The sequence below is a fragment of the Planococcus chinensis genome, from assembly GCF_020071995.1.
In the GTDB taxonomy this organism is placed as follows: Bacteria; Bacillota; Bacilli; order Bacillales_A; family Planococcaceae; genus Planococcus; species Planococcus chinensis_A.
In genome coordinates this window covers 316,083-339,865 of sequence record NZ_JABWTK010000004.1, presented here as the reverse complement: position 1 = coordinate 339,865, position 23,783 = coordinate 316,083, and the positions used below count along the sequence as shown (strand labels likewise).

Below are 23,783 nucleotides of genomic sequence, written 5' to 3'. Positions count from 1 at the left end.
CCCAACCGGTCCGGCCACGCAGACTCCTGTGGAACAGTGAAAGCTGAAGACCCCGCAGGCAAGACATTGGCCGAATGCAGTGAGGTCATGTCTTTGCGACGAAGCTAGCGCAGCGATGCAGGAGCAGCGGGTTTTCAAAGCGACGAGGAGGCTGAAGCTGAGCCCACGGAAAGCGAAGTGGCCGGTCCGGTGGGTTAATGCATTTGTCTTCATTTACTTTGTATACAGTCTGAAACAGCGCTAGCTGCTTTTACTCTCCACCGACTGTATATTCATGTGTATCCATGTTGATGCGCACTTCCGTCATTTCCCCGTCTATCATATTATTGAACAGGAATCCGATTTCATTGTCCCGGACGATCGGCTGGCCCAGTATGACCAGGCTCGACAATTGTTCTCCTTCTATATAAGCGACAAGCGCTTCGGATTGCTCCGCAGACTCTTCATCGTTCAAAATAGAAACGGTTTGCGCTTCGCCTTCCATTGGAAAGGTTTCGCCGAGCGGCCCTTTATAATCGATGCTGACTTTCATGCCGGTTCTGATATCACTGATGACCCCTTCGGTCGTTTCGGTGCCATTATCAAACTGGACCTTTACATCTTTCGGGATGGTGAAATAAATATTGTTCACAAGGATCTGGTTCTCCTGCGTCACTTGTGTGATGAACCCTTCCTCAGACATTTCCTGCTGTTGTTCGGCAGTTGCTGCTTGCTGTTCGTTTGGCTTGTCTGCAACAGGCTCAGCGGCCTTGTCATCAGAACATGCAGCCAAAAATAGCAGGCTTGCCATCAAGATGCTTAATTTTTTCAACATAACCCATTCCTTTTCGCTTTAATCTTCGCTGTCTTTATGCATTTTTTGAAAAGTCCAACAGGTTCATTTTAACCGCTGAAAGTCCTTGGTGCAATAAAAACTGTTCAGACTTTCGAATACCGGAAAATCCCCGAATCATCCAGCCGTTCTGTGATTAAACCGTCTTCCAGCAAATAATCGATTTGTCCAATCGTTTCAGACAAGGTCAGCCCCAGCTCTTTTTCATACGCATATGGAAACAGCTGCTTCGTCAAGTCGTACACGGTCTGTTCTTCCCCGCTCCCCAGCATATCGAGCACTTTCATCGCACGCTGATGCTGCTTTTCTAAACGCCCTGCGACCAGTTCATGGACATTCCGCACTTCATCGCCATGTCCGCTGTAAATCACATCGATCGGCATTTTCAATAAACGCCCCAACGAAGCATTGTATTGAAGCAACGATTTCGGACGGCCATCAGCAGGATCAAGCGGAGGCTCAATCAGCGGATTCGAAGACACTTTGGCGATCACGTGGTCGCCGCCGATCATTTCTTTGCTTTCCGGATTCCAAAACGACAAATGGCTTTGTGCATGGCCAAGTGTTTCCATCGCATGCCATTCTTCATGCCCCGGCAAAGCATCGCCTTCATTAATCGACATATCCAGCGGCCGGCTGCCCATCAGATTCAACGGCCGTTTCATTTTCTTGACCCAAAACCACAGCTCTTCCGGAACGCCTTCTTCTTTCAGGCGTTCAAGGTAAAAAGCATCGTGGTAATCAAGAAAGGCCTGGTCGCGCCTCAACCATAAATCGTTATAGGGATGGCCATACAATTTGGCATTGTCAAAACCGTCAACCCAGCCGGCATGGTCCGGATGGTGATGCGTCAGCACAACCTGCTCCACATCTTCCGGTTCCACATGGGCTTCCTTCAGCCCCGCCTTTAGCGCAAGCCATGCTTCCGGTGTTTTCGGACCGGCATCAATCAATGTCAGCATATCTCCTTTAATCAAATAGGAATTGACGTCGCCGACTGCAAAAGGCGTCGGTATAATTATCTTATGTAAAGTCATTTCTCCATCTCCCTTGAAACTGAATCGCTATTCACCTATCATACCGATATTTTCCTGTTTCGTCACGCACCAAAGAGCATTTGACAAACAATTGAGACTCCCTCTATAATGCAGGTAATATAGACAGGCGAAGAAAAAGACCAGTACAGAAGGTGATGGTGCCAAGAGAGTGCGCTCTAGCTGAAACGCGCATCCCCTCTCCCTTCTCGAACCTGCTTTCGAGCTGCCGTGCAAACACGGCCGTATCTCTGCGATAAAGAGCTCGAGAAGTGCCGCTCGCCGGCAAACTTAGGTGGTACCGCGGAAACCAAGCGTTTTCGTCCTTGCAAAGCAGGGACGAATGCGCTTTTTTTGTGGAAAAACGGAAACGGCCGTTTAGATTCGACAGGCATAAGACGGATTGGCGAAGCGGCATGTTTTCAGCCGCACAGCCGGAGCGGCTTATGACCCGAGGAGCTGGGCACCGGAGTCTAGACAACGGAAAAGCGTAGGCAGCCGTATAGCCCCGACAAGCGCTGGAAGGCTTGCAGGCGATGGCGCTTTTTGCCATCGCAGGTAAGCCTGAAGCGACCTCGAGGGGCTGGCCGCCGGTGGCTAGACAATGAAATACGGAAGCGGACTTGAAGGGCTGGGCCTCGAAATGCGAAACGAGCCATTAAAATCCAATGCTCCACGCCCGCCAAATACATAAGAACCACAGAATCCAATCCATCCGATTACAGAAAAAAAAAGGAAGTGATCGCAATGAATATCGTTTGTGTAGGAGCCGGATCCATGGCGGAGTCCATGATCCACGGCTGGATCAATAAACGCATACTAAGTCCAAGGAATATTTCCGTAATGAACAAATCAGATGTTGAACGTCTGGAATTTTTGCGGGATGAGTACGGGGTCAATATTGTCCAAAAAGAAAAAACGGAACTGGAAAACGCCGATTTTATTCTGCTGGCCATGAAACCGAAAGATGTCAATGCTGCGCTGGGCGGCATTCAGGAACACTTATCTCCCGGCACGGTCATCTTGTCAGTTGTTGCCGGTGTCTCAATCCAGACCATTCAAAAGCTGGTCGGCGATTTGCCGGTTGCCCGCGCCATGCCGAACACATCCGCAAAAATCGGCAAGTCGGCGACCGGCGTCGCCTGGAGCAAACAAGTGACGTTGGACCAGCAGTACGAATTGCGCGATCTGCTTTCTTCGATCGGCAGTGTCACCGTCGTCCAGGAAAGCCAGCTCGATGCCGTGACAGCTATTGCCGGCAGCGGCCCGGCTTTCGTCTATTATTTTGCAGAAGCGATGACCGAAGCCGGAGTCAATAGCGGGTTGTCGCTCGAAGACGCCACCAAACTCGTGCGCCATACCATTTCCGGCGCCGCCGACATGCTGCAGCATGCAGATTTTAAAGAATTGCGGGAAAAAGTAACCAGCCCGAACGGCACCACCGCAGCTGGAATCGCTTCTCTGGAGAAAAACGACTTCAAACGCATCATCGGAGAATGCGTAGACCAAGCGGCTAGCCGTTCCCAAGCCTTGGGACGCGAATTCGAATAATTCCTTCTGCTATACTAGTTATCGACTCGTTTGGAAATAAAGGGGAGGAATTTGTATTGGCTAAATTATTTGAACCACTGACCATTAAAAATACCACTTTCAAAAACCGCATCGTCATGGCACCGATGTGTATGTATCAAAGCGATCAAGAAGACGGACAAGTGACCGATTGGCACCGCGTGCATTATCCGACGCGTGCTGTCGGGCAAATCGGACTGATCATCGTGGAAGCGACGGCTGTCCAGCCGCAAGGGCGAATTTCCACAAGAGACTTGGGCATCTGGAATGACAGCCATATTGAAGGGCTTGCGGAGATTGTCCGGCTGATGAAGCAAAATGGCGCCAAAACAGGCATCCAATTGGCGCATGCCGGCCGCAAAGCGGATTTGGAAGAGCCGATCCAGGCACCTAGCGCGATTGCTTTTAATGAAAAATACCAGACGCCGCATGCCATGACGGCAGAAGAAATCGAAGAAACCGTCCAGGCCTTCAAAGAAGGCGCAAGACGGTCCAAAGAAGCGGGCTTTGATGTGATTGAAATCCATGCGGCGCATGGCTACTTAATCAATCAGTTCCTGTCGCCGCTTTCCAATAAACGCACCGACGAATACGGAGGATCTGCGGAAAATCGATACCGCATCCTGCGCGAAGTAATCGACGCCGTCAACGAAGTATGGGACGGCCCGTTATTTGTCCGCATTTCAGCAACGGATCATACCGAAGGCGGCATGACGCCGGAGCAATACGTGGAAATGGCGCAATGGATGAAACAACAGGGCGTAGACTTGATTGATGTCAGTTCCGGAGCACTTGTGCCGGCTCAGATTTCTGTCTACCCGGGCTATCAAGTGCAGTATGCGGAAACCATCAAAAACGGCACACCGATTGCTACAGGAGCGGTCGGCTTGATCACGAGCCCGTTGCATGCAGAAGAAATTTTGCAAAACGACCGTTCGGATATGATCTTCCTGGCGCGTGAACTGCTTCGTGACCCTTACTGGGCTTATACGGCCGCAAAAGAGCTGAATGCCGATATTGAAGCGCCTACCCCCTATAAGCGCGGCTGGATATAAGGCAGTTGCAAAATCCCTGGAATTTAGTATACTGAAAGTAACGTAAAAAAACCGAATGCCGGAGCATTCGGCCAGCTGCATGCCGCACCATGGGCGGTTGGCTGGAAATCTTGGCTTTGAAAATAACCGTCATTCCTCTACCACAAGGGACGGTTATTTTCTTTGTCTATAGCCAAGTCCCTCGCCTGCAGCTGTATATTTATTTTAGCACAATAAGAACATATGTTCTATTATTTCTGTATTTTCAGAACAAAAAGTGTTTAAAAATCCGAACGGGTTTAGTATACTGAAATTAGCGTAAAAAAACCGAATGCCGAAGCATTCGGCCAGCTGCATGCCGCGCGTGAGCGGTTGGCTGGAAAACTAGGCTTTGAAAATAACCGTCATTCCTCTACCACAAGGGACGGTTATTTTTTTTCGTTCATGGCCAAAATCATGGAAACGACCAAAGTCACTGCACTGATCGTGAGTCCAATGCTCGTAAAAACGAGAGCAAATGATTCTGAAATAGTCATGTCACCACCCCCTTTCTCCGGGAATGGCCAAACCGTCCTCATGCAGCTGTACCTTTATTTTATCACAAATAGAACGTTCGTTCTATTATTTCCATTAAAAACTTTTAAAATCCAGAAAAAACCATCGTTCAGCGATGGTTTTCCAATTTTTTCTTTAATTCGTGTGACTGCTGGTGCCATTCGTACTCCGCAAAATCACGGGCGATCCATGTCCGGGGATGCACGTCTTTCACTTGGGCAATCAGTATTTTTTCATCTTCCGGCAAGAAGCGTGCGCTGATGTGATTGGCAATCAACGTCTTCGCACCAGCCCGGCTTGCCGTTTTTGCGGCATCCAGTATCGTGGAATGGCCGTAGTCCTTTGCCAGTTTTTGCGTTTCTGCATCAAAAGTGGCTTCGTGTACAACAACATCAGCATTTCGGCTTAACGCAACGGCGGCTTCGCAATAACGCGTATCGCCAAGTATGGTGACAATGAATCCCGGCTGGGCAGGTTCAGTGACATCCGCACTTTTAATTGCTGTTCCATCTTCAAGCACGACATCTTCCCCGCCTTTTAATTTGGCGAGCAGCGGCCCTTTCGGCACGCCGAGAGAAGTGGCGCGCTCCATATTCAATTTCGGCAGCAAAGGCTTTTGCGTAATGCGGAAGCCGTGCGACGGAATGACGTGGTCAAGCAACGCCGCTTCCACCTTCATGCTTTCGTCTTCGAAAATGACGCCCTCCAGTTGTTCATAGAACAGGATGTCATACGTCAAATGCGTCCGGCTAATGCGGAGGAAGGTTTCCACAAACTCTTTGATGCCTGTTGGACCGTATATTTCCAGCGGTTCGTCTCCTCCTTGGAACGACCGGGAACCGAGCAGGCCGGGCAAACCGAAAATGTGGTCGCCGTGCAAATGGGTGATGAAAATCTTTTCGATTTTGCGGGGTTTTACGGTGGTATGTAGAATCTGATGCTGGGTCGCTTCTCCGCAGTCAAATAGCCAGACTGTCCCGCGCTCTTCCAGCAGTTTCAGGGCAAGCGCACTCGTATTGCGCTGTTTGGATGGCATGCCTGCCCCTGTACCAAGAAATAATAACTGCATAAAGTCCCTACTTTCTATTGTGGTCGTGATCGTCAAGAAAATCTTTGCTGAAGCTGGTTTTCGAATCATAAGAGGTCTTCTTGTATTTTGCGCCGCGGACCAGGACGTTTTTGCCGAATTTCGATTCCAGTTTGGACATCAAATCCAAAATCGGCTCTTCTTTGGCATGCTCCTGAAAATTGAAAATTGACAGCTGCTCGGTCATATCGCCTTTGTCCTTGACGTTCGATACCGTGACCCCGACCAGCCGGAGCGGTTCCCCGTTCCAGTTTTTCGTGAACAATTGCCAGGCGTGGCGGAAAATATCGTCGCTTTTCCAGACGGTATTTTTCAAGGTGATGCTGCGGGTGTGGTTTTGCCATTCCGAACTGCGGGTCTGGATGCTGACGGTCGGCCCTGCCAGTTCCTTGGCTTCCAGCCGGTTGGCCACTTTTGCACTCAACTGGCGGAAAATCACCTTCAACTGCTCTTCATCCGTTTCATCGACCGGCAGCGTGGTGGACGTGCCGACGCTTTTCGTGTCGTAAATGGACTCGGGATCTACAATCCGGTCATCGATGCCATTCGCCCGGTTTTGGAGCCGCAATCCGTTCTTGCCCATTTTTTCCTTGATGAGGCCGGTATTGGCAGTCGCCAAATCCCCGATGGTCTCGATCGACAAGCGTTTTAATTTCGCTGCAGTGCTTTCGCCGATGCCATGCATTTCAATGACTTCCAGCGGCCATAATTTTTCCTGGATGTCGCGTTTCCGCAATACTGTAATGCCCATCGGCTTTTTCATATCGGATGCCGTTTTGGCCAAAAACTTATTCGGCGCAATGCCGATTGAACATGGCAAATCGAGTTCCGATTTCATGCGCTGCTGGATTTCTTCCGCAATCGACAACGCGTGGCGCTCTTTCGCAAGTTCCGTCACATCGACATAGCCCTCATCAATCGATACCGGTTCAACCAGATCGGTATACGAACGCAAAATCTCGAACATCGCTTTTGAAGCGGCCCGGTAGCGCTCGAAGTTCGGCGGCAGCAAGATCAGTTCCGGGTACTTCCGCTTCGCTTCATGCACCTGCATCGTAGTGTAGATGCCGTGCGCCCGCGCTTCGTAAGAACACGTCACGATGATGCCGCGCCGCTCTTTCGGATTGCCTGCAATTGCAATGGCTTTCCCTTTCAGGCTCGGGTCATGCGACTGCTCGACCGAGGCGTAAAAACTATTCATATCTATATGGAAAATCACTCGGCCAGCCATGCGGATCGCTTCACTTTCGTTTTCTTCCAGTTTACCACATGAAAAGCGCGGATGCTTGCTGCCCCGTATTTTCAGAATAGCGGTTCCAACCCATACGGCCCACATACATTACTGCCCATAAAAAAAACGCAGCTGCCGCCGGCTTTCCCGGCTGCAGTTGCGGTTTTCTCATCATTCTATTAAAGTGCTGATTCCTTCACGATTTCAACAAGCATTTCTGCCAGTTTTTCGAGCTCTTCGATCGGCATGCGTTCTTTTTTTGTGTGGATTTCTTCGTAGCCGACACAAAGATTGACCGTTGGTACGCCGTGGCCGTTGAAAATATTGGCATCACTGCCGCCGCCGCTCATCAAAATCGGTGCTGGGCGATTGATATTGGCTGCGGCTTTTTTAGCGATTTCGACGACGCGTTCATTTTCGTCAAAATGGAAGCCCGGATACATCAGTTTGACTTCTGTTTCCGCACGCCCTCCCATTTGTTCGGCCACTTCTTCAAAAACAGATTCCATATGCGCCGTTTGGGACGCCAGCTTGTCTTCTTTGATGGAGCGCGCTTCTGACAGGATATGCACTTCGTCGCAGACGATGTTTGTCGCTTGTCCGCCTTCAAAACGGCCGATATTGGCAGTCGTTTCCTCATCAATGCGCCCAAGCGTCATTTTCGCGATCGCTTTTGCTGCAATGGTAATTGCTGAAACGCCTTTCTCAGGAGCCACACCGGCATGGGCTGTCTTGCCGTAGATGGTCGTCCACAATTTCGCCTGGTACGGCGCCGATGTAACGATGCCGCCGACTTTGCCGTCGCTGTCTACAGCGTAGCCGTATTTGGCGAACAGCAAGGAAGAATCCATTTCTTTCGCTCCCACCAAGCCGCTTTCTTCACCCGCTGTGATGACCAGCTGGATATCGCCGTGTTCGATTTGCTGTTCCTGCACGCTGCGGATCATTTCAAACAACGCGGCGATGCCGGCTTTGTCGTCTGCACCCAGAATCGTCGTGCCGTCTGAATACACATAGCCGTCGCGGATTTCCGGCTTGACGCCTTTGCCCGGAACCACTGTATCCATATGGACAGTGAAATAAATGGCCGGTACATCTGCAGCCGTTCCGCGCAGTGTGGCAATCAAGTTGTTGGCGCCGTGGCCCGTACGTGTTGAGGAATCATCTTCTTGAACGTAAAACCCAAGTTCGCTCAACTTTTCTTTCAGCACACCGGCAATTTCTGCTTCATTTTTCGTTTCAGAATCGATTTGCACCAATTCAAGGAATTCGTTTAACAGCCGATCTTTTTTCATAAATTAGGACCTCTTTCTTTTTGGGCTTGTGCGCCCGGTTAAATCAATGAACAATCAGCGGGAAACAAAGCCCCCGCTGATTGAAGTTGTTCTTTATAAAGGCATATTGCCGTGTTTTTTTCGCTGGGCGTGTATCTTTTTTATTGCGCATCATTTCAAGCGCCTGAATCAATTTGACGCGTGTTTCCCGCGGATCGATGACGTCATCGACCATGCCGCGTGCTGCTGCCACGTATGGGTTGGCGAATTTCTCACGGTATTCCTCGATTTTCGCTGCACGCGTTTCTTCCGGATTGTCGCTTGCTGCAATTTCACGGGCGAAAATGATGTTCGCAGCGCCTTGTGGCCCCATAACCGCAATTTCAGCGTTCGGCCATGAGTATACCAAGTCAGCGCCGATTGATTTGGAGTTTAATGCGACATAGGCGCCGCCGTATGCTTTGCGCAGAATGACCGTCATTTTCGGCACGGTTGCTTCTGAATACGCATAGAGGATTTTCGCGCCGTGGCGGATGATGCCGCCGTGTTCCTGCTTGATGCCCGGGAAGAATCCGGTAACGTCTTCAAAAGTGATCAACGGAATATTGAACGAATCGCAGAAGCGGATAAAACGGGCCGCTTTGTCTGATGAGTCGATATCAAGCCCGCCGGCCATCACTTTCGGCTGGTTGCACACCAAGCCGACCGTTTCGCCTTTGATGCGAGCTAGCCCGACGACGATATTGCGGGCAAACTCCGGCTGGACTTCCATGAAACTATCGGCATCGACCACTTGCTCCACAACTTTGCGGACATCGTACGGCCGGATCGCTTCGTAAGGAACGATATCAGCAAGATCCGGACGGTAATCGTCTTCTTTGTCCACTTCAAGCCGCGGCGGCATTTCTTGGTTATTTTGCGGAAGGTAGCTGATCAAACGGCGCACCATCTGCAATACGTCCTGTTCGGAATCCGAACGGAAATGAGCGTTTCCGCTAATTGCTGTATGTACTTTCGATCCACCTAAATCTTCAGATGAAATTTTTTCGCCTGTCACCGTTTCAATGACTTTAGGACCTGTGATGAACATCTGGCTCGTCTTGTCGACCATGAAAACAAAATCCGTGATGGCCGGCGAATACACTGCGCCGCCCGCTGATGGACCCATGATGACGGAAATTTGTGGAATTACGCCGGAATAGATGGAATTCCGGTAGAAAATATGGCCGTATCCATCAAGCGACAACACGCCTTCCTGGATGCGTGCTCCGCCGGAATCGTTCAAACCGATGAATGGTGCCCCGTTTTTCGCCGCCAAATCCATAACGTTCGCAATTTTTTGGGCATGCATTTCGCCGAGTGCTCCGCCAAATACCGTGAAGTCCTGGGAGAACAAATAAATTGGACGTCCGTTCACTTTGCCGTAACCGGTTACAACCCCTTCACCCGGCCCTGCACCCATCCCAAAATCGGTAGTGCGGTGTTCCACGAACGGGCTCAACTCGACAAAAGAACCTTCATCCACTAATAGTTCGATGCGTTCACGGGCAGTCAGCTTGCCTTTTTCATGCTGCTTGTCGATGCGTGCTTCGCCGCCTCCAAGCTCGATTTCACGTTTGCGGTCATACAACTCATTGATTCTTTCGTAAATGTCCATTTCTCCACTCCTCAATCATTGCTTTTCACAAAGTTCGTATAATACTCCGTTTGATGACTTCGGATGCAAAAAGGCAACCATTGCCCCACCTGCCCCTGGACCTGCATGCTCGCTCAAAAGCTGGACGCCTTTGTCGCGCAGCTCTGTCATGCGCTGCTCGATGTTTTCTACTCCGAAAGCGATGTGATGGATGCCTACTCCCCGTTTTTCGATAAACTTCGCAACGGCGCCTGTATCATCCAGCGGTTCGAGCAATTCGAGTTTGATATTGCCGGCATCAATAAAAGCCACTTTTACCTTTTGGGATGCCACTTCTTCAATTTTCAACAATGGACAGCCTAGAGTTTCAGTATAGTATGTAAGGACTTCATCAATGCTGCGTACAGCGATTCCAATATGGTCGACTTTTTTCATTTTCTCACTTCCTTTTTTAAGTTCTCTTTTATTGTACCCATTCCGTTGCTAAAACTAAAGGGGCTACTTGAATATTTGGAAAACGGCAGAACGTAGAGCTACAAATCCGTCTCGGTTTATGGTATTATTTCTTAAAAGCCATTCTGGAGAATAAAGGAGCATTGCGTTCATGAACAACCCTGCATTCCGTAAGTTTATCGTCTATGCGATGATTGGCATCATGCTGTTGTCCACTTTAATGATGGGACTAAGCTTTGTCATCTAATATGCAAGAATCGAATACACAAAAAGACAGCTGAAATCATCCGACTTCAGCTGTCTTTTTATTGGTGAAGCCTTTATAGGACGATTTGATCTCCAAATACGATTCCATTTCTTCGATTACTTGGTAAAGCGCCGCCATCGCCAGGAATTTTTCGTGGCTGTCAGGCAGCGGCATACCGGCAAAGTCGTCTTTCACAGCTTGCAATTTGCTGATATAGCGGTAAGCCGTATTGCCGGAATGGACATGGCTTGCCAAATCTTCCAGAAAATCAGCCACCAGATGCGAATGGCCGACAATGACGGGCAGCGCCGTAATTTTCGGCAGGATGCGCTCGATGATTTCAAGCTGCTGCTCCCGCATGTCGAAATAATGATAGTACTTATTTTCGAGACGGGTCACGTGGTTTTCAACATCCTGATAAGCCAGCGCTTTCGCTTTTTTCAACAATTCAGCGCTCTGGGTCAATTCTTTGCCGTCCCAGTTCGACTCTCCTTGCCGCAGGAAAATCGAAATTTCCTGGAAGATGGAGGAATACAGCGATTCAATCTCATAGCGGTACATATTGAGTTTCCCTTCGATGCTCGGCATGTACATATTGACTGCCAGTGCTGTTCCGAAGCCGACGGCCATCAAAGACAATTCATTGAAGAACAAATCCAGCGTCAGGTTTTTCGAATCGTAAATATGCAGCAAGATGACCGAACTGGACACAAACCCGTCTGAAAACTTCAGGGAGACCAGCACCGGGATAAACACCAGAATCATCAGCCCGATCAGAAGCGGGTGATAAGCAATGCTTTCCAAAAAGACGAATGCAAAGGCGATGCCGATCAAACTTGCAACAAAGCGAGAGAATGCAGCGCGGATGGATTTCTTTTTCGTCGGCTGAATGCACAAAATCGTCAAAATCCCGGCAGACACATAATAATCCAAATTGAAAAATTGCGCCAGGGAAATTGCGATCGCTACACCTGCAGCGGTTTTCATTGTCCGGTAGCCAATAGAAAATCGTTTCAGTTTCATGTTCTGCTCCTTTTCGCCGGCATAAAAAAATGCCCCTTTTTGAGGGGCATTCGTTTTAGATTTCCTTGCAATGCTCTTCAAACAACTCTTGGATGTGCGTAATTACGGACATCGGATCATGGCCTTCAATTTCATGGCGCCCAATTTCATCTGCCACTTTGCCATCTTTCAAAAGAACAAACGATGGAGATGACGGAAGATGGTCTTCGCCAAAAATTGCGCGTGCCTGTGCTGTCGCTTCTTTATCCTGTCCTGCAAATACCGTCAACAGGCGGTCAGGGCGTTTGTCGTAATGCACGGAATGTACGGCTGCCGGACGGGCGATGCCGCCTGCGCATCCGCATACCGAGTTGATCATGACGAGGCTAGTGCCTGGCTGAGCAAAAACTTCCTTCACGTCTTCAGGTGTTGTCAATTCTGTATAGCCAGCGTCCACCATTTCCTGGCGTGCCTGCTTCGTAATATCATTCATAAGAAAATTAAAATCCATTGCCATTTCTATCACTCCTTATCATTTCCTTCATTAATCATAGCAGGAGTTGAAAAGACATGCAAAAAAGCTTACTCGAACAATTCCGCAATGGCTTGCGCCACCGTCAGCTGATCCTGAAGCACTTTCTGTTCAAGTGTGCCCACTTGCTTCCGGCGCTCGGCATCGCCGTAAAAACGGCTCAGCAATTCGTCCGTAATCATGGAATTGAACCAGTCTTTTGTTTGGTTCTGCCGGCGTTTTTTCCAGTAGCCGCTGCCTTTGACCGTGCTTTCGAAGTCTTTGACCATATCCCAGATTTCCGAAATGCCGGTTCCTTCAAGAGAAGAAGCAGGCAAGGCCTGCGTTTTCCAGCCCTCAGTCGCCCGCTGCAGGAAATGCAGGATCTGTTTATATTCGCGCACTGTCTTTTTGGCAAGTTCGGCATTGTGGCTATCCGCTTTATGGACAATGATGGCGTCCGCCAGCTCCAAAATCCCTTTTTTCATGCCCTGCAGTTCGTCCCCGGCGCCGGTGAGCACCAGCAGCATAAATATGTCAACCATGCCGCGGACGAGCGTTTCGCTTTGCCCGACTCCCACCGTTTCGACCAAGATGATATCATAGCCGGCCGCTTCGCAGAGCAGCATTGTTTCACGGGTCTTTTTATGGACACCGCCGAGCGTACCAGCCGTCGGCGATGGCCGGATAAACGCTTTGGGATTGCGCGCCAGGCTTTCCATGCGCGTTTTGTCGCCCAGGATGCTGCCGCCGGTGATCGAAGAACTCGGATCGATGGCAAGGACTGCCACACGGTGCCCAAGCGCCGTCAGCATTTCGCCGAACGTCTCGATGAATGTGCTTTTGCCTGCCCCCGGGACACCCGTGATGCCGATGCGCACCGAGTTTCCGGTATGGGGGAGCAAGCGGTTCAACAGCTCCTGGCCATGTTTTTTATGCTCCGGATTCGAGCTTTCAAGAAGCGTAATCGCTTTTCCTAAATGAAGGCGCGAACCGCTCCGGACCCCTTCGGCCATGTTGTCGTAATCGAAAGGGTTGTCCTGCGGTTTTTTGAATCGTTTCCGCGGCGAGGCCATCATTCCGTCATGGGCAGCTTTGACCCCCTCCATTACCCGGCGAGTCCCTGTTTCGCGGTCCATCAGTCGGCCACTTCCTCGTATCCAAGGCGCACATAAATTTCTTCAATCACTTTTTGCGCTGCCACAGGAATCACGGTACCTGGCCCGAAGATGGCGCTCGCTCCGTTTGTGCGCAGGAACTCATAATCCTGTGCCGGAATAACGCCGCCGACGACGATTAAGATATCTTCGCGTCCAATTTTCTTCAGTTCTGCCCATAAGTCCGGCACAAGCGTCATATGGCCTGCCGCCAGGGAACTGACGCCAATGACGTGCACATCATTTTCAACTGCCTGCTGCGCTGTTTCTGCCGGCGTCTGGAACAACGGGCCGATATCCACATCAAAGCCAAGGTCGGCGAATGCAGTCGCAATGACTTTCGCGCCGCGGTCATGGCCATCCTGCCCCATTTTCGCAATCAGGATACGCGGACGGCGCCCTTCATTTTCAATAAAGTCCTCGGTCATTTCTTTGACAACTTCGATTTCCTGCTGGTTCGAGAAGTTCGAACTGTATACGCCGCTCACGGAACGGATCACCGCCTTATGTCTTCCGGACGCTGCTTCGATCGCATCGGAAATTTCGCCAAGAGTAGCACGCAGGCGCGCAGCATCAACAGCACATTCTAAAATGTTTTCGTCGCCGCTTTGCGCAGCCGCCGTCAATCGGGTTAATGCTTCCTGGACTTTGTCGTTGTCGCGGGAAGCTTTCATCCGCTCAATGCGTTCAATCTGTGTTTTTCGCACAATGGTATTGTCGATATTCAAAATATCAATCGGATCTTCTTCGTCCAAACGGTAGCGGTTGACGCCGATAATCACTTCTTCATTGGAATCGATTTGCGCTTGCTTTTTCGCTGCTGCTTCTTCGATGCGCATTTTCGGAAGGCCGGTCTCAATCGCTTTGGCCATGCCGCCAAGTTCTTCGACTTCTTCGATCAGCTGCCAGGCTTTTTCCATCAATTCCTGCGTCAGTTTTTCGACGTAGTACGAACCGCCCCAAGGGTCGATCACTTTGGTCATCATCGTTTCTTCCTGCAGGAACAACTGCGTATTGCGTGCGATGCGGGCAGAGAAATCTGTCGGCAAAGCGATCGCTTCATCAAGGGCATTGGTGTGGAGCGACTGGGTATGGCCCATTGCCGCTGCATTTGCCTCAATCAATGTACGGGTTACGTTATTGAACGGATCTTGTTCGGTCAAACTCCAGCCGGATGTCTGCGAATGCGTACGAAGTGCAAGAGACTTGCTGTTTTTCGGATCGAACGATTTCATCATTTTCGCCCAAATTTCACGACCTGCGCGCATTTTGGCGATTTCCATGAAATAGTTCATGCCGATTCCCCAGAAGAATGACAAACGCGGTGCAAACGAATCAATATCGATGCCTGCTGCCAGCCCGGTGCGGACGTATTCAAGCCCGTCAGCCAATGTATACGCCAGTTCGATATCCGCTGTGGCTCCCGCTTCCTGGATATGATAGCCCGAAATGGAAATTGAGTTGAATTTCGGCATTTTGGTGGATGTGTACTTGAAAATATCCGCGATGATCTGCATGGACATCGCCGGCGGATAAATATACGTATTCCGCACCATGTATTCTTTCAGAATATCGTTCTGGATCGTTCCGGCCAGCTGCTCCGGTCCGACGCCTTGTTCTTCTGCTGCCACGATGAAGAACGCCATGATCGGCACGACTGCCCCGTTCATCGTCATCGATACGGACATCTGGTCAAGCGGAATGCCGTCAAACAGGATTTTCATGTCTTCGACGCTGTCGATGGCGACGCCCGCTTTTCCGACATCACCTACTACGCGTGGATGATCGGAATCATAGCCGCGGTGCGTAGCCAGGTCAAAAGCGACCGAAAGCCCTTTTTGGCCCATTGCCAAGTTCCGGCGGTAAAATGCGTTGCTTTCTTCTGCTGTTGAGAATCCGGCATATTGGCGGACGGTCCATGGCCGCGATACATACATCGTCGGGTAAGGCCCACGCACGTTCGGAGCAAATCCAGGGTGGCTTTCCTGCAAATCCGCGATGTCCTCTTGGGAATAAGCCGGCTTAACCGGTATTCCTTCGTTCGTTTCAAAAACTTCCTCGTGGATGGCCACGTCTTGATTGATTTTTAATTTCTGCAAATCCACTTTACTGAAATCCGGTCTTCCCATATCAAATGGCCTCCTTTCCAAGGCTAAGAATTTGTTCCAGCTTTGAGGTGATGTGTTTGCCGGAGAAAATGGCATCCGTTACGCCGAATTCTTCCCAGCGGTTTAAATCGTCTTTTCCGTATTTGCCTGCAACATCAATAGTGGCAGTTGTATCCAAAGCAGGAATGATGTTTTCGAACACTTCTTTTGGTCCGCATAGGACAGCGTAGTCGATGGCGTTGTACTCGAGGAACCGGTTGACTTCTTCAGCACTCGAAAGTTCCGGGCTGACAAGCGGTTCGATGCCGCCTACGGCCAAAAAGCCTTGGACAAAGTCCGATTGGGCTTTCACTGTTTTTAATGGCGCCACATGCAAAACAGCCGCTTTCAAAAGTTTTTCTTTGCTTTGTGCACGCAGTTTTTCAAACGGCGAGGCTAGGCGTTTGGCAGACATATAAACCAAATGGCTCTCGGCCACTTGCCCTTCTTTGACCGGTTCTTGCGGATTGGCATAGATATTCGTGCCGATCAAGGAATTTTCCCGGGTGGCGACTTTTTCTTTGCGTTCCACCCATTTGGCCTGAATATCGTCCGTCAGCCAGCCCGACTTGATAACTTCGGAATAACCGCCGGCTGCTTCAATCTCCAGGAAATAACTCCATGCCGCATCAACGAATTCTTTTGTCAAGGTTTCAATAAAGTAAGACCCGGCCGCTGCATCAAGTACATGCGATACATGGGTTTCTTCTTTAATGACCAATTGCACATTGCGTGCAATCCGGCGGCTCTGTGCATCAGGCACCGTCAAAAAGTCATGCGGGTGAACCGTATGCGCATTTGTGCCGCCAAGGACCGCTGAAAACGTGGCATTACCGGCACGCAGCAAATTCACGTAAGGATCCAGTTTTGAATAAGAGCGCACCGACGTTTCGGTGAAAACCGGAATGGTCGGCGCTTCTTTTCCGTAAGCCGAGCAGAACGCGTTCCAAAGAACACGGAAAGCACGCAGTTTGGCGATTTCCTGAAAGAATTGCGTATCAACCGCAAAACGCACCCACAGGTCTTCTGCCTGGGCATCGAAATTGCCGCGGTCCATCTTCTCCGCCAGAATGCTGAGTGCCACCCCTAATTCATGGACAATCGTTCCACCGGCATTATGTACAGGCACAGTATCGATCAATTGTGTACGGACTTTTTTCGGTGCATTCACTTCTGTTTCAGAAAAAATAACACCTTGCACATGCCCCATCTGTTCTTCTTCGATAAAATCGAAGACGCGGAGAATGCCGTTGTCATCAGATCCCAAACGGAAATACAGCGGATAATGGATGATTAGTTCTGCCAGTTCTTTCAGTTCGGCATCCGTCCATTCCAAGTTCTGATAGCTGAGATAGACAATCATTTCATTGCCGCGCTTCAAGTCATCTTTGATCGCTTCCAAATAATCACTGACAGTTGCGGCATGGGTTTCCTGGGCCACAAACCACCCTGGAAGCCGTTTGCCGTTTTGCACAGCTTTTGTCTGATCGAAAACAAAGGTGTCGAGGCGGTCCAGCATTTCTTTCGTATAAAGCGGCTCGAGTGTGATTCCTTCAATAGTGGGTGTTTTCAAAGTTTTTTCGAACGGTTTTCCTTTGAGCGCTTTTTCAGCAGCTGCCTGCCATTCTTCGTAGGTACGTTCCGAAAATTGAGTCTTTTTCATCGATTCTATTGTCAAGCTGTTCCCTCCTTAAAGGATATCTCTTCCCATTTTACCTGAGTAACCGCTCACATTAAAGAAAAAAAAAGCTGGAAGTCCGAAGACCCCCAGCAATCCGTCAATAAACGGATGTATTTTCTTTGTTCATATTCTCAAGTATTTCTTTGACGCGGCCGAGGAATTGTCCACAAACAAGCCCGTCAAGTACGCGGTGGTCAAGCGATAAACACAAGTTGACCATGTCGCGTGCTGCCATCATGCCGTTAGCCATGATCACCGGACGCTTCACGATGGACTCTACTTGCAGGATTGCTGCTTGCGGATGGTTGATGATGCCCATCGACTGGATAGAACCGAACGAGCCGGTGTTGTTGACCGTAAACGTCCCGCCTTGCATATCCGCAGAACCCAATTTCCCGTTGCGGGCTTTTAATGCCAGCTCATTGATATCGCGGCCGATTCCTTTAACCGACTTTTCGTCCGAGTTTCGGATGACCGGCACGAACAAGGCATTGTCCGAAGCGACAGCAATCGAAATGTTGATGTCTTTTTTCTGGATGATTTTATCTCCAGCCCACATCGAGTTCATCATCGGGAATTCTTTCAAAGCTTGGGATACGGCTTTCACGAAGAACGCGAAATACGTAATATTGAACCCTTCTTTTTTCTTGAAGTCGCCTTTGATGGAATCACGGTAGGAAACCAGGTCCGTTACATCCACTTCGATCATCATCCAGGCATGCGGCGCTTCGTGCTTGCTCTTCAGCATATTGGCTGCAATTGCACGGCGCACACCGGTAACCGGAATTTCGATATCGCCAGGAGCGCTTTCAATCGGTGCTGATTTTGCAGCAGGAGCCGATGTCGGTGCGGGCTGCGCTTTAGGTGCTTCTGTTTGCGGTGTCGGAGCTTCCTGCTTCGCTGCCGGCGCATCTCCCGCTTTCGGGATATTGCCGCTTTCAATCAACACCAGCAAATCTTTGCGCGTAATGCGCCCTTCATTGCCCGTGCCCTGTACTTGTGCAAGATCAATGTCGTTGTCTTGTGCAAGCCGCAAAACAGCTGGTGAATAGCGCGCTTTTGATCCTTCCGGACGTGCCGGCTGGGAAGAGCCTTTCGTTCCGCTCAATCCGGATGTCGGTTTTGTATCATCAGCAGGCATAACGTTTTCTTTACCAATATTGGCAGGCTGTGCTTCAGCTTCTTCTGCCGGAGCTGAGTCGCCGCCTTCGGTTTCGATCGTGCAGACGATTTCGCCTACTGCCAGTGTTTCGCCTTCTGCAGCAATTAATTCTTTAATGGTGCCGGTAAAGGAAGATGGCACTTCCGCTGTTACTTTATCGGTGTTGACTTCCGCCAAAGGATCGTACTTATTGACGTGGTCACCGGGCTGAACGAGCCATTTTTCAATCGTTCCTTCCGTCACACTTTCGCCTAGCTGAGGCATTTTTATATTTTCAATAGCCAAAGGGATTCCTCCTTAACTGCTTTTATCGTACTGTGGAGCGTATGTGGCGACTCCGCTTTTCTTGTTGTCCAGCTTCGTCGCCTAGTCCCTCGGGTCGCTTCGGTCTTGCCGGCAATGGCAAAGGAACGCCATTTCCTTCAAGCCCTCCAGCGCCTGTCGGGACTGGACAGGCGACTCCGCTTTTCTTGTCTTAAAACTCTGCTAGTTCCCGCATTGCTTTTTCTACTTTGTCCGGATTGATCATGAAGTATTTTTCCATTGTTGGAGCATAAGCCATTGCCGGAACGTCCGGTCCTGCCAAACGGCGGATCGGCGCATCCAGGTCGAACAGGCAGTTTTCAGCGATAATTGCTGCCACTTCGCCGATGATGCTTCCTTCTTTGTTGTCTTCTGTTACCAGAAGAACTTTGCCGGTTTTTTTGGCAGCTTCGATGATCGCTTCTTTATCCAATGGATAAATCGTACGAAGATCCAAAACGTGTGCTGAAATGCCGTCTTCTGCAAGGCGTTCTGCCGCTTGAAGCGCGAAATGCACAGCCAGTCCGTAAGTGATGACCGTGATGTCGTCGCCTTCGCGTTTCACGTCCGCTTTGCCGATTTCGATGGTGTAATCTTCTTCCGGCACTTCCCCTTTGATCAGGCGGTAAGCGCGTTTATGTTCGAAAAACATCACCGGATCTTCATCGCGGATTGCCGCTTTTAACAAGCCTTTTGCATCGTAAGGGGTGGAGGGAATGACGATTTTAAGCCCCGGCTGGTTGGCGAATACCGCTTCCACTGATTGGGAGTGGTACAAAGCGCCGTGGACGCCGCCGCCGAATGGTGCACGGAAAACAATCGGGCAAGACCAGTCGTTGTTTGAACGGTAACGGATGCGAGAAGCTTCCGAAATGATCTGGTTGACTGCCGGCATGATAAAGTCCGCAAACTGGAATTCCGCAATCGGTCGAAGGCCGTACATCGCTGCACCGATGCCGACGCCTGCAATTGCAGATTCCGCAAGCGGCGTATCAACTACACGGTCTTCTCCGAATTGGTCGTATAACCCTTGTGTCGCTTTAAATACGCCGCCTTTTTTCCCAACGTCTTCTCCAAGAACAAAAACGTTTTCGTCACGCTCCATTTCTTCTTTCATGGCAAGCGTGATGGCGTCAATATAGTTCATAACTGCCATTATTCGTTTCCTCCTTCAGCGTAGACGTATTTCAAAGCATGTTCCGGTTCAGCATATGCAGCGTTTTCCGCATAATCGGTCGCTTCGTTGACAATCGTCATGATGCGGTCGTTGATTTCTTTTTCAAGCTGATCGTCCATGATGTTGTGCTCTTTCAAATAAGCGCCGAAAGTCAAGATCGGATCTTTTTCTTTTTGCGCTGCCAATTCATCAGCAGAACGGTACTGGCGGTGGTCATCATCCGATGAGTGGGCGGTCATCCGTTCGGAAACCGTCTCAATCAGGCTCGGCCCTTCGCCGCGGCGTGCGCGGTCAGCTGCTTCTTTTACGTGTTTGTAGACTTCAATCGGATCGTTCCCGTCAATTGTCACACCCGGCATGCCGTATCCGATGGCCCGGTCCGAAACGTTCTTGCTCGCCACTTGGCGGTCAAAAGGAACGGAAATCGCGTATTTATTGTTTTCAACCATTGTGATGACCGGCAATTTATGGACGCCCGCAAAGTTCAATCCCTCATGGAAGTCCCCTTGGTTGGATGACCCTTCACCCAATGTGTTAAACGTGATGAAATCCTGTTTCTTCATTTTGCCTGCTAGGGCAACCCCAACTGCGTGAGGAAGCTGTGTTGTAACCGGCGAAGAACCCGTCAAAATGCGGTTTTTCTTCTGTCCGAAATGCCCTGGCATTTGGCGGCCGCCGGAGTTTGGATCTTCCGCTTTGGCAAAAGCCGACAGCATCAAATCTTTTGGCGTCATGCCAAAATGAAGGACTACGCCAAGATCACGGTAATAAGGAGCGACATAGTCTTTCGTGTTATCCAGTGCATAAGCAGCTCCAACTTGTGCCGCTTCCTGCCCTTGGCAAGAAATGACAAATGGAATTTTACCTGCACGGTTGAGGAGCCACATGCGCTCATCGACGCGGCGCGCCGTTAGCATCGTCTCGTAAATTTTCAGCAAATCTTCGCTGGTCAAGCCAACTTCTTCGTGTTTTGCAACCATTGAAATTCCTCCTTTAACTATGAATCGCTTTGCCGTCTACTGCCAGAGCCGCTTCACCCATCACTTCGGAAAGCGTCGGATGCGGATGGATCGTATCGGCGATTTCCCACGGCGTTGCATCCAGCACCATGGCAAGGCCCGCTTCTGAAATCATATCCGTTACATGCGGCCCGATCATATGGACCCCGAGAATATCGTTTGTTTCTTTGTCTGCGATGATTTTGACAAAACCGTCAGACTCTCCGTAAACTAACGCTTTGCCGATCGCTTTGAATGAGAATTTGCCTACTTTGACGTCAAAGCCTTTATCTTTTGCCTGCTGTTCTGTAATGCCGACGCTTGACGCTTCCGGACTTGAATAGATGCAGCGCGAAACCAAATCGTAATTGATGGCATGCGGCTTGTTGCCTTTAATATGTTCGACTGCCGTAATCCCTTCATGCGAAGCAACGTGCGCCAATTGCAGCCCGCCGATCACATCGCCGATGGCATAAATATGGGATTCTTTCGTCTGAAACGAATCTTTTACTTGAATAAACCCTTTTTCAACGATGATGTCGGTGTTTTCCAAACCGATATTTTCAACATTCGCCTGGCGTCCGACCGATACCAGCATTTTTTCAGCACTAAAAGTTTCTGTCCCAGCTTTCAGCTCTGCCTGAATCGACACGCCGCCCTCGCCTGTTTCAAGAGTGTCTGCCAAAACTTTGGCGCTCGTTGCAAATTTGATGCCTTTTTTCGTCAATAATTTCTGCATTTCTTTGGAAATGTCTTTGTCTTCTGTTGGAATAATGCGATCAGCATATTCGATGACCGTTACGTCAACACCGAAATCATTGAGCATCGAAGCCCATTCGATGCCAATGACGCCGCCGCCGACAATCAAGATCGACTTCGGAAGTTCTTCCATTTGAAGCGCTTCGTCAGAACTCATGACAAAGTTTCCGTCAATCGTTAATCCTGGCAATGTGCGAGGGCGGGAGCCGGTCGCAATGATGACGTTATGCGGAATCAGCATTTCGTTTTCTTCACCGTTAGCCATCTCTACGGATACGGTGCCGGCATTCGGCGAAAAGATGGAAGGCCCTAAAATGCGTCCAATTCCTTCGTAAACATCGATTTTGCCTTTTTTCATCAAGCCTTGAACGCCTGCGTGCAATTGGTCCACAATCCCTTGCTTCCGCTGTTGCACACGAGAGAAATCGAGTGAAACTTCTCCGGTGTTTACACCGAAATCCGCCGCGTGGTTTTTCGTTGTCGAATAGACTTCTGCACTGCGCAGCAGCGCTTTGCTTGGAATGCATCCTTTATGAAGGCATGTGCCGCCAAGATTGCCTTTTTCGACGATTGCCGTTTTTAAGCCGAGCTGGGCAGAACGGATTGCTGCTACATAGCCGCCGGTTCCGCCGCCAAGGATGACTACATCATAATTTTGTGCCATTTAAAGACGACCTCCTTTTAATCATTTTCGTGCTGTATATGTTTTTGCTTTTTCTTCTTTATTTAATACCCGAACGGCTCCTTCGACCAAAGCCTGAAGCTCGTTTTCGCCGGGCATGACCAGGACATCCGCAATCCAGTTGATGCGTTCGGAAATCGATGCAGTAAATTCTTTGCCGTAAGCCAAACGCCCCGTCAAAATGATGGCGTCTACTTTGCCGCATAAAACCGTACTGGCCGAACCGATTTCCCGCGCCACTTGGTATGCCATCGCTTCATAGATGCTTTGGGCTGTTGCATCGCCTTTTTGAACGCGCTTTTCCACTTTCACTGTGTCGGTGGTGCCGAGGTAACCGGCAAGGCCGCCTTGCCTGATGAGCATTTTCAGGATTTCCTGCCGGCTGTACTTGCCTGAATAGCAGAGCTCCACCAAATCGCCTGCCGGGACCGTGCCAGCCCGTTCCGGACTGAATGGGCCATCTCCATGAAGTCCATTGTTCACTTCTACGACACGCCCGTTCAGATGCACGCCGACTGTGATGCCGCCGCCCATATGGGCTACAATCAGCCGCACATCTTCATAGGCTCGCCCTTTTTCTTTGGCATAACGCCGGGCTACGGCTTTATGGTTCAGCGCATGGAAAATTGATTTCCGTTCAATCAACGGCAACCCCGAAATCCGGGCAATCGGGTCAAGCTCATCAACTACCACAGGATCTACAATGAATGAAGGGATGTTTAATCCTTCCGCAATTTCATAGGCGATGATGCCGCCAAGATTGGAAGCGTGCTGGCCCAGTATCCCTTTTCGCAAATCCTTGAGCATGGTTTTATTGACTTTGTATGTTCCGCCTTCGATGGGATGCAGCAGCCCGCCTCTCCCGCACACGGCGGAAAGTTTGGAAACATTCATGCCTTCTTCATCCAATGTTTCCAGGATGGCTTGTGTCCGAAAACGGTATTGATCAGGAATCGTTGGAAAATCAGCCAAAGACTCAGCCGAATGGTGAATCGTCCGTTCCATGATCAGGATTTCGTTGTCAAAAACGCCGATCTTAGTCGATGTAGAACCCGGGTTAATGACCAAAATACGATGCAGCTGTCCTTGCACAGCGAACCCTCCGTTCTTTTTCCATTTTCAGCGGAAAAAGCCAGTTTCCCGGCTCTTTCTGCGTTCTTTATGTGAGCTGAATGCCTGGTTTTGAGGAGACTCCGCTTTTCTTGTCTAGCTGCAGCGCCTAGCTCTTCGGGTCATAAGCCAGCCCAGCTGT

General features: G+C 49.9%; 19 protein-coding genes and 1 pseudogene. 3 read left to right on the top strand and 17 right to left on the bottom strand.

The window, feature by feature from the left end:
* Positions 1-250 precede the first annotated feature (250 nt).
* Together HU147_RS09285 and HU147_RS09280 are read right to left on the bottom strand one after the other, a co-directional pair.
* Positions 251-814, bottom strand: a complete 564-nt coding sequence (locus HU147_RS09285) for a YobA family protein (RefSeq protein WP_224075956.1) — start codon at positions 812-814, stop codon at positions 251-253.
* A 104-nt stretch (positions 815-918) separates the two neighbouring features.
* Positions 919-1,869 carry an MBL fold metallo-hydrolase gene (locus tag HU147_RS09280; RefSeq protein ID WP_224075955.1) on the bottom strand — a complete coding sequence of 317 codons (951 nt, stop codon included), beginning with the start codon at positions 1,867-1,869 and terminating at the stop codon, positions 919-921.
* A 744-nt stretch (positions 1,870-2,613) separates the two neighbouring features.
* Here HU147_RS09280 and proC point away from each other — a divergent pair.
* Positions 2,614-3,417, top strand: coding sequence for a pyrroline-5-carboxylate reductase (gene proC / locus HU147_RS09275; protein WP_224075954.1), 804 nt, complete (start codon positions 2,614-2,616; stop codon positions 3,415-3,417).
* 56 nt (positions 3,418-3,473) lie between these two features.
* Entirely contained in the window at positions 3,474-4,490 is a 1,017-nt protein-coding gene (gene namA, locus HU147_RS09270; RefSeq protein ID WP_224075953.1) for an NADPH dehydrogenase NamA, read from the top strand.
* A 643-nt stretch (positions 4,491-5,133) separates the two neighbouring features.
* Here the strand turns inward: namA and rnz are convergent.
* The 5 genes and pseudogenes from rnz to mce form a co-directional block, all read right to left on the bottom strand.
* On the bottom strand, positions 5,134-6,093 hold the full coding sequence (gene rnz, locus HU147_RS09265) for a ribonuclease Z (RefSeq protein ID WP_224075952.1): 960 nt from the start codon (positions 6,091-6,093) through the stop codon (positions 5,134-5,136).
* A 7-nt stretch (positions 6,094-6,100) separates the two neighbouring features.
* On the bottom strand, positions 6,101-7,342 hold the full coding sequence (locus tag HU147_RS09260) for a DNA polymerase IV (protein ID WP_224075987.1): 1,242 nt from the start codon (positions 7,340-7,342) through the stop codon (positions 6,101-6,103).
* Between the two features lie 179 nt (positions 7,343-7,521).
* On the bottom strand, positions 7,522-8,637 hold the full coding sequence (locus tag HU147_RS09255; protein ID WP_224075951.1) for a M20/M25/M40 family metallo-hydrolase: 1,116 nt from the start codon (positions 8,635-8,637) through the stop codon (positions 7,522-7,524).
* 93 nt (positions 8,638-8,730) lie between these two features.
* Positions 8,731-10,273, bottom strand: a pseudogene (locus tag HU147_RS09250) (acyl-CoA carboxylase subunit beta).
* 15 nt (positions 10,274-10,288) lie between these two features.
* The gene (gene mce / locus HU147_RS09245) at positions 10,289-10,687 is read right to left on the bottom strand and encodes a methylmalonyl-CoA epimerase (protein ID WP_224075950.1); all 399 of its coding nucleotides are present in this window, start codon (positions 10,685-10,687) and stop codon (positions 10,289-10,291) included.
* Positions 10,688-10,856: 169 nt separating this feature from the next.
* Between mce and prli42 the strand changes: the two genes are divergently transcribed.
* Complete coding sequence (prli42, locus tag HU147_RS09240; protein WP_152911803.1) at positions 10,857-10,952, top strand: stressosome-associated protein Prli42; 96 nt, start codon at positions 10,857-10,859, stop codon at positions 10,950-10,952.
* Between the two features lie 36 nt (positions 10,953-10,988).
* On the opposite strand, the gene HU147_RS09235 is transcribed toward prli42, so the two are convergent.
* From HU147_RS09235 to buk, 10 genes are all read right to left on the bottom strand, one after another.
* Positions 10,989-11,975 carry an aromatic acid exporter family protein gene (locus tag HU147_RS09235; protein ID WP_224075949.1) on the bottom strand — a complete coding sequence of 329 codons (987 nt, stop codon included), beginning with the start codon at positions 11,973-11,975 and terminating at the stop codon, positions 10,989-10,991.
* Between the two features lie 55 nt (positions 11,976-12,030).
* Entirely contained in the window at positions 12,031-12,471 is a 441-nt protein-coding gene (locus HU147_RS09230; protein ID WP_220628953.1) for a BrxA/BrxB family bacilliredoxin, read from the bottom strand.
* 65 nt (positions 12,472-12,536) lie between these two features.
* A complete protein-coding gene (gene meaB, locus HU147_RS09225) occupies positions 12,537-13,604 on the bottom strand; it encodes a methylmalonyl Co-A mutase-associated GTPase MeaB (RefSeq protein WP_224075948.1) in 1,068 nt (355 codons plus the stop codon).
* Positions 13,604-15,751: a methylmalonyl-CoA mutase gene (gene scpA / locus HU147_RS09220; RefSeq protein ID WP_220628955.1), complete on the bottom strand. Its 2,148-nt coding sequence runs from the start codon at positions 15,749-15,751 to the stop codon at positions 13,604-13,606. The genes meaB and scpA overlap by 1 nt, the downstream gene beginning before the upstream one ends.
* 1 nt (position 15,752) lies before the next feature.
* Positions 15,753-17,447, bottom strand: coding sequence for a methylmalonyl-CoA mutase family protein (locus HU147_RS09215; RefSeq protein WP_224075947.1), 1,695 nt, complete (start codon positions 17,445-17,447; stop codon positions 15,753-15,755).
* Positions 17,448-17,547: 100 nt separating this feature from the next.
* Entirely contained in the window at positions 17,548-18,897 is a 1,350-nt protein-coding gene (locus HU147_RS09210; RefSeq protein ID WP_224075946.1) for a dihydrolipoamide acetyltransferase family protein, read from the bottom strand.
* Positions 18,898-19,087: 190 nt separating this feature from the next.
* A complete protein-coding gene (locus HU147_RS09205; protein ID WP_036809219.1) occupies positions 19,088-20,071 on the bottom strand; it encodes an alpha-ketoacid dehydrogenase subunit beta in 984 nt (327 codons plus the stop codon).
* Positions 20,071-21,072 (bottom strand): thiamine pyrophosphate-dependent dehydrogenase E1 component subunit alpha, encoded by a 1,002-nt coding sequence (locus HU147_RS09200; RefSeq protein ID WP_224075945.1) that lies wholly within the window; start codon positions 21,070-21,072, stop codon positions 20,071-20,073. Before HU147_RS09200 ends, HU147_RS09205 begins: the two co-directional genes overlap by 1 nt.
* A 13-nt stretch (positions 21,073-21,085) precedes the next feature.
* Positions 21,086-22,513, bottom strand: a complete 1,428-nt coding sequence (lpdA, locus tag HU147_RS09195) for a dihydrolipoyl dehydrogenase (protein ID WP_224075944.1) — start codon at positions 22,511-22,513, stop codon at positions 21,086-21,088.
* A 21-nt stretch (positions 22,514-22,534) separates the two neighbouring features.
* Positions 22,535-23,623, bottom strand: a complete 1,089-nt coding sequence (gene buk / locus HU147_RS09190) for a butyrate kinase (RefSeq protein WP_224075943.1) — start codon at positions 23,621-23,623, stop codon at positions 22,535-22,537.
* Positions 23,624-23,783: the final 160 nt, after the last annotated feature.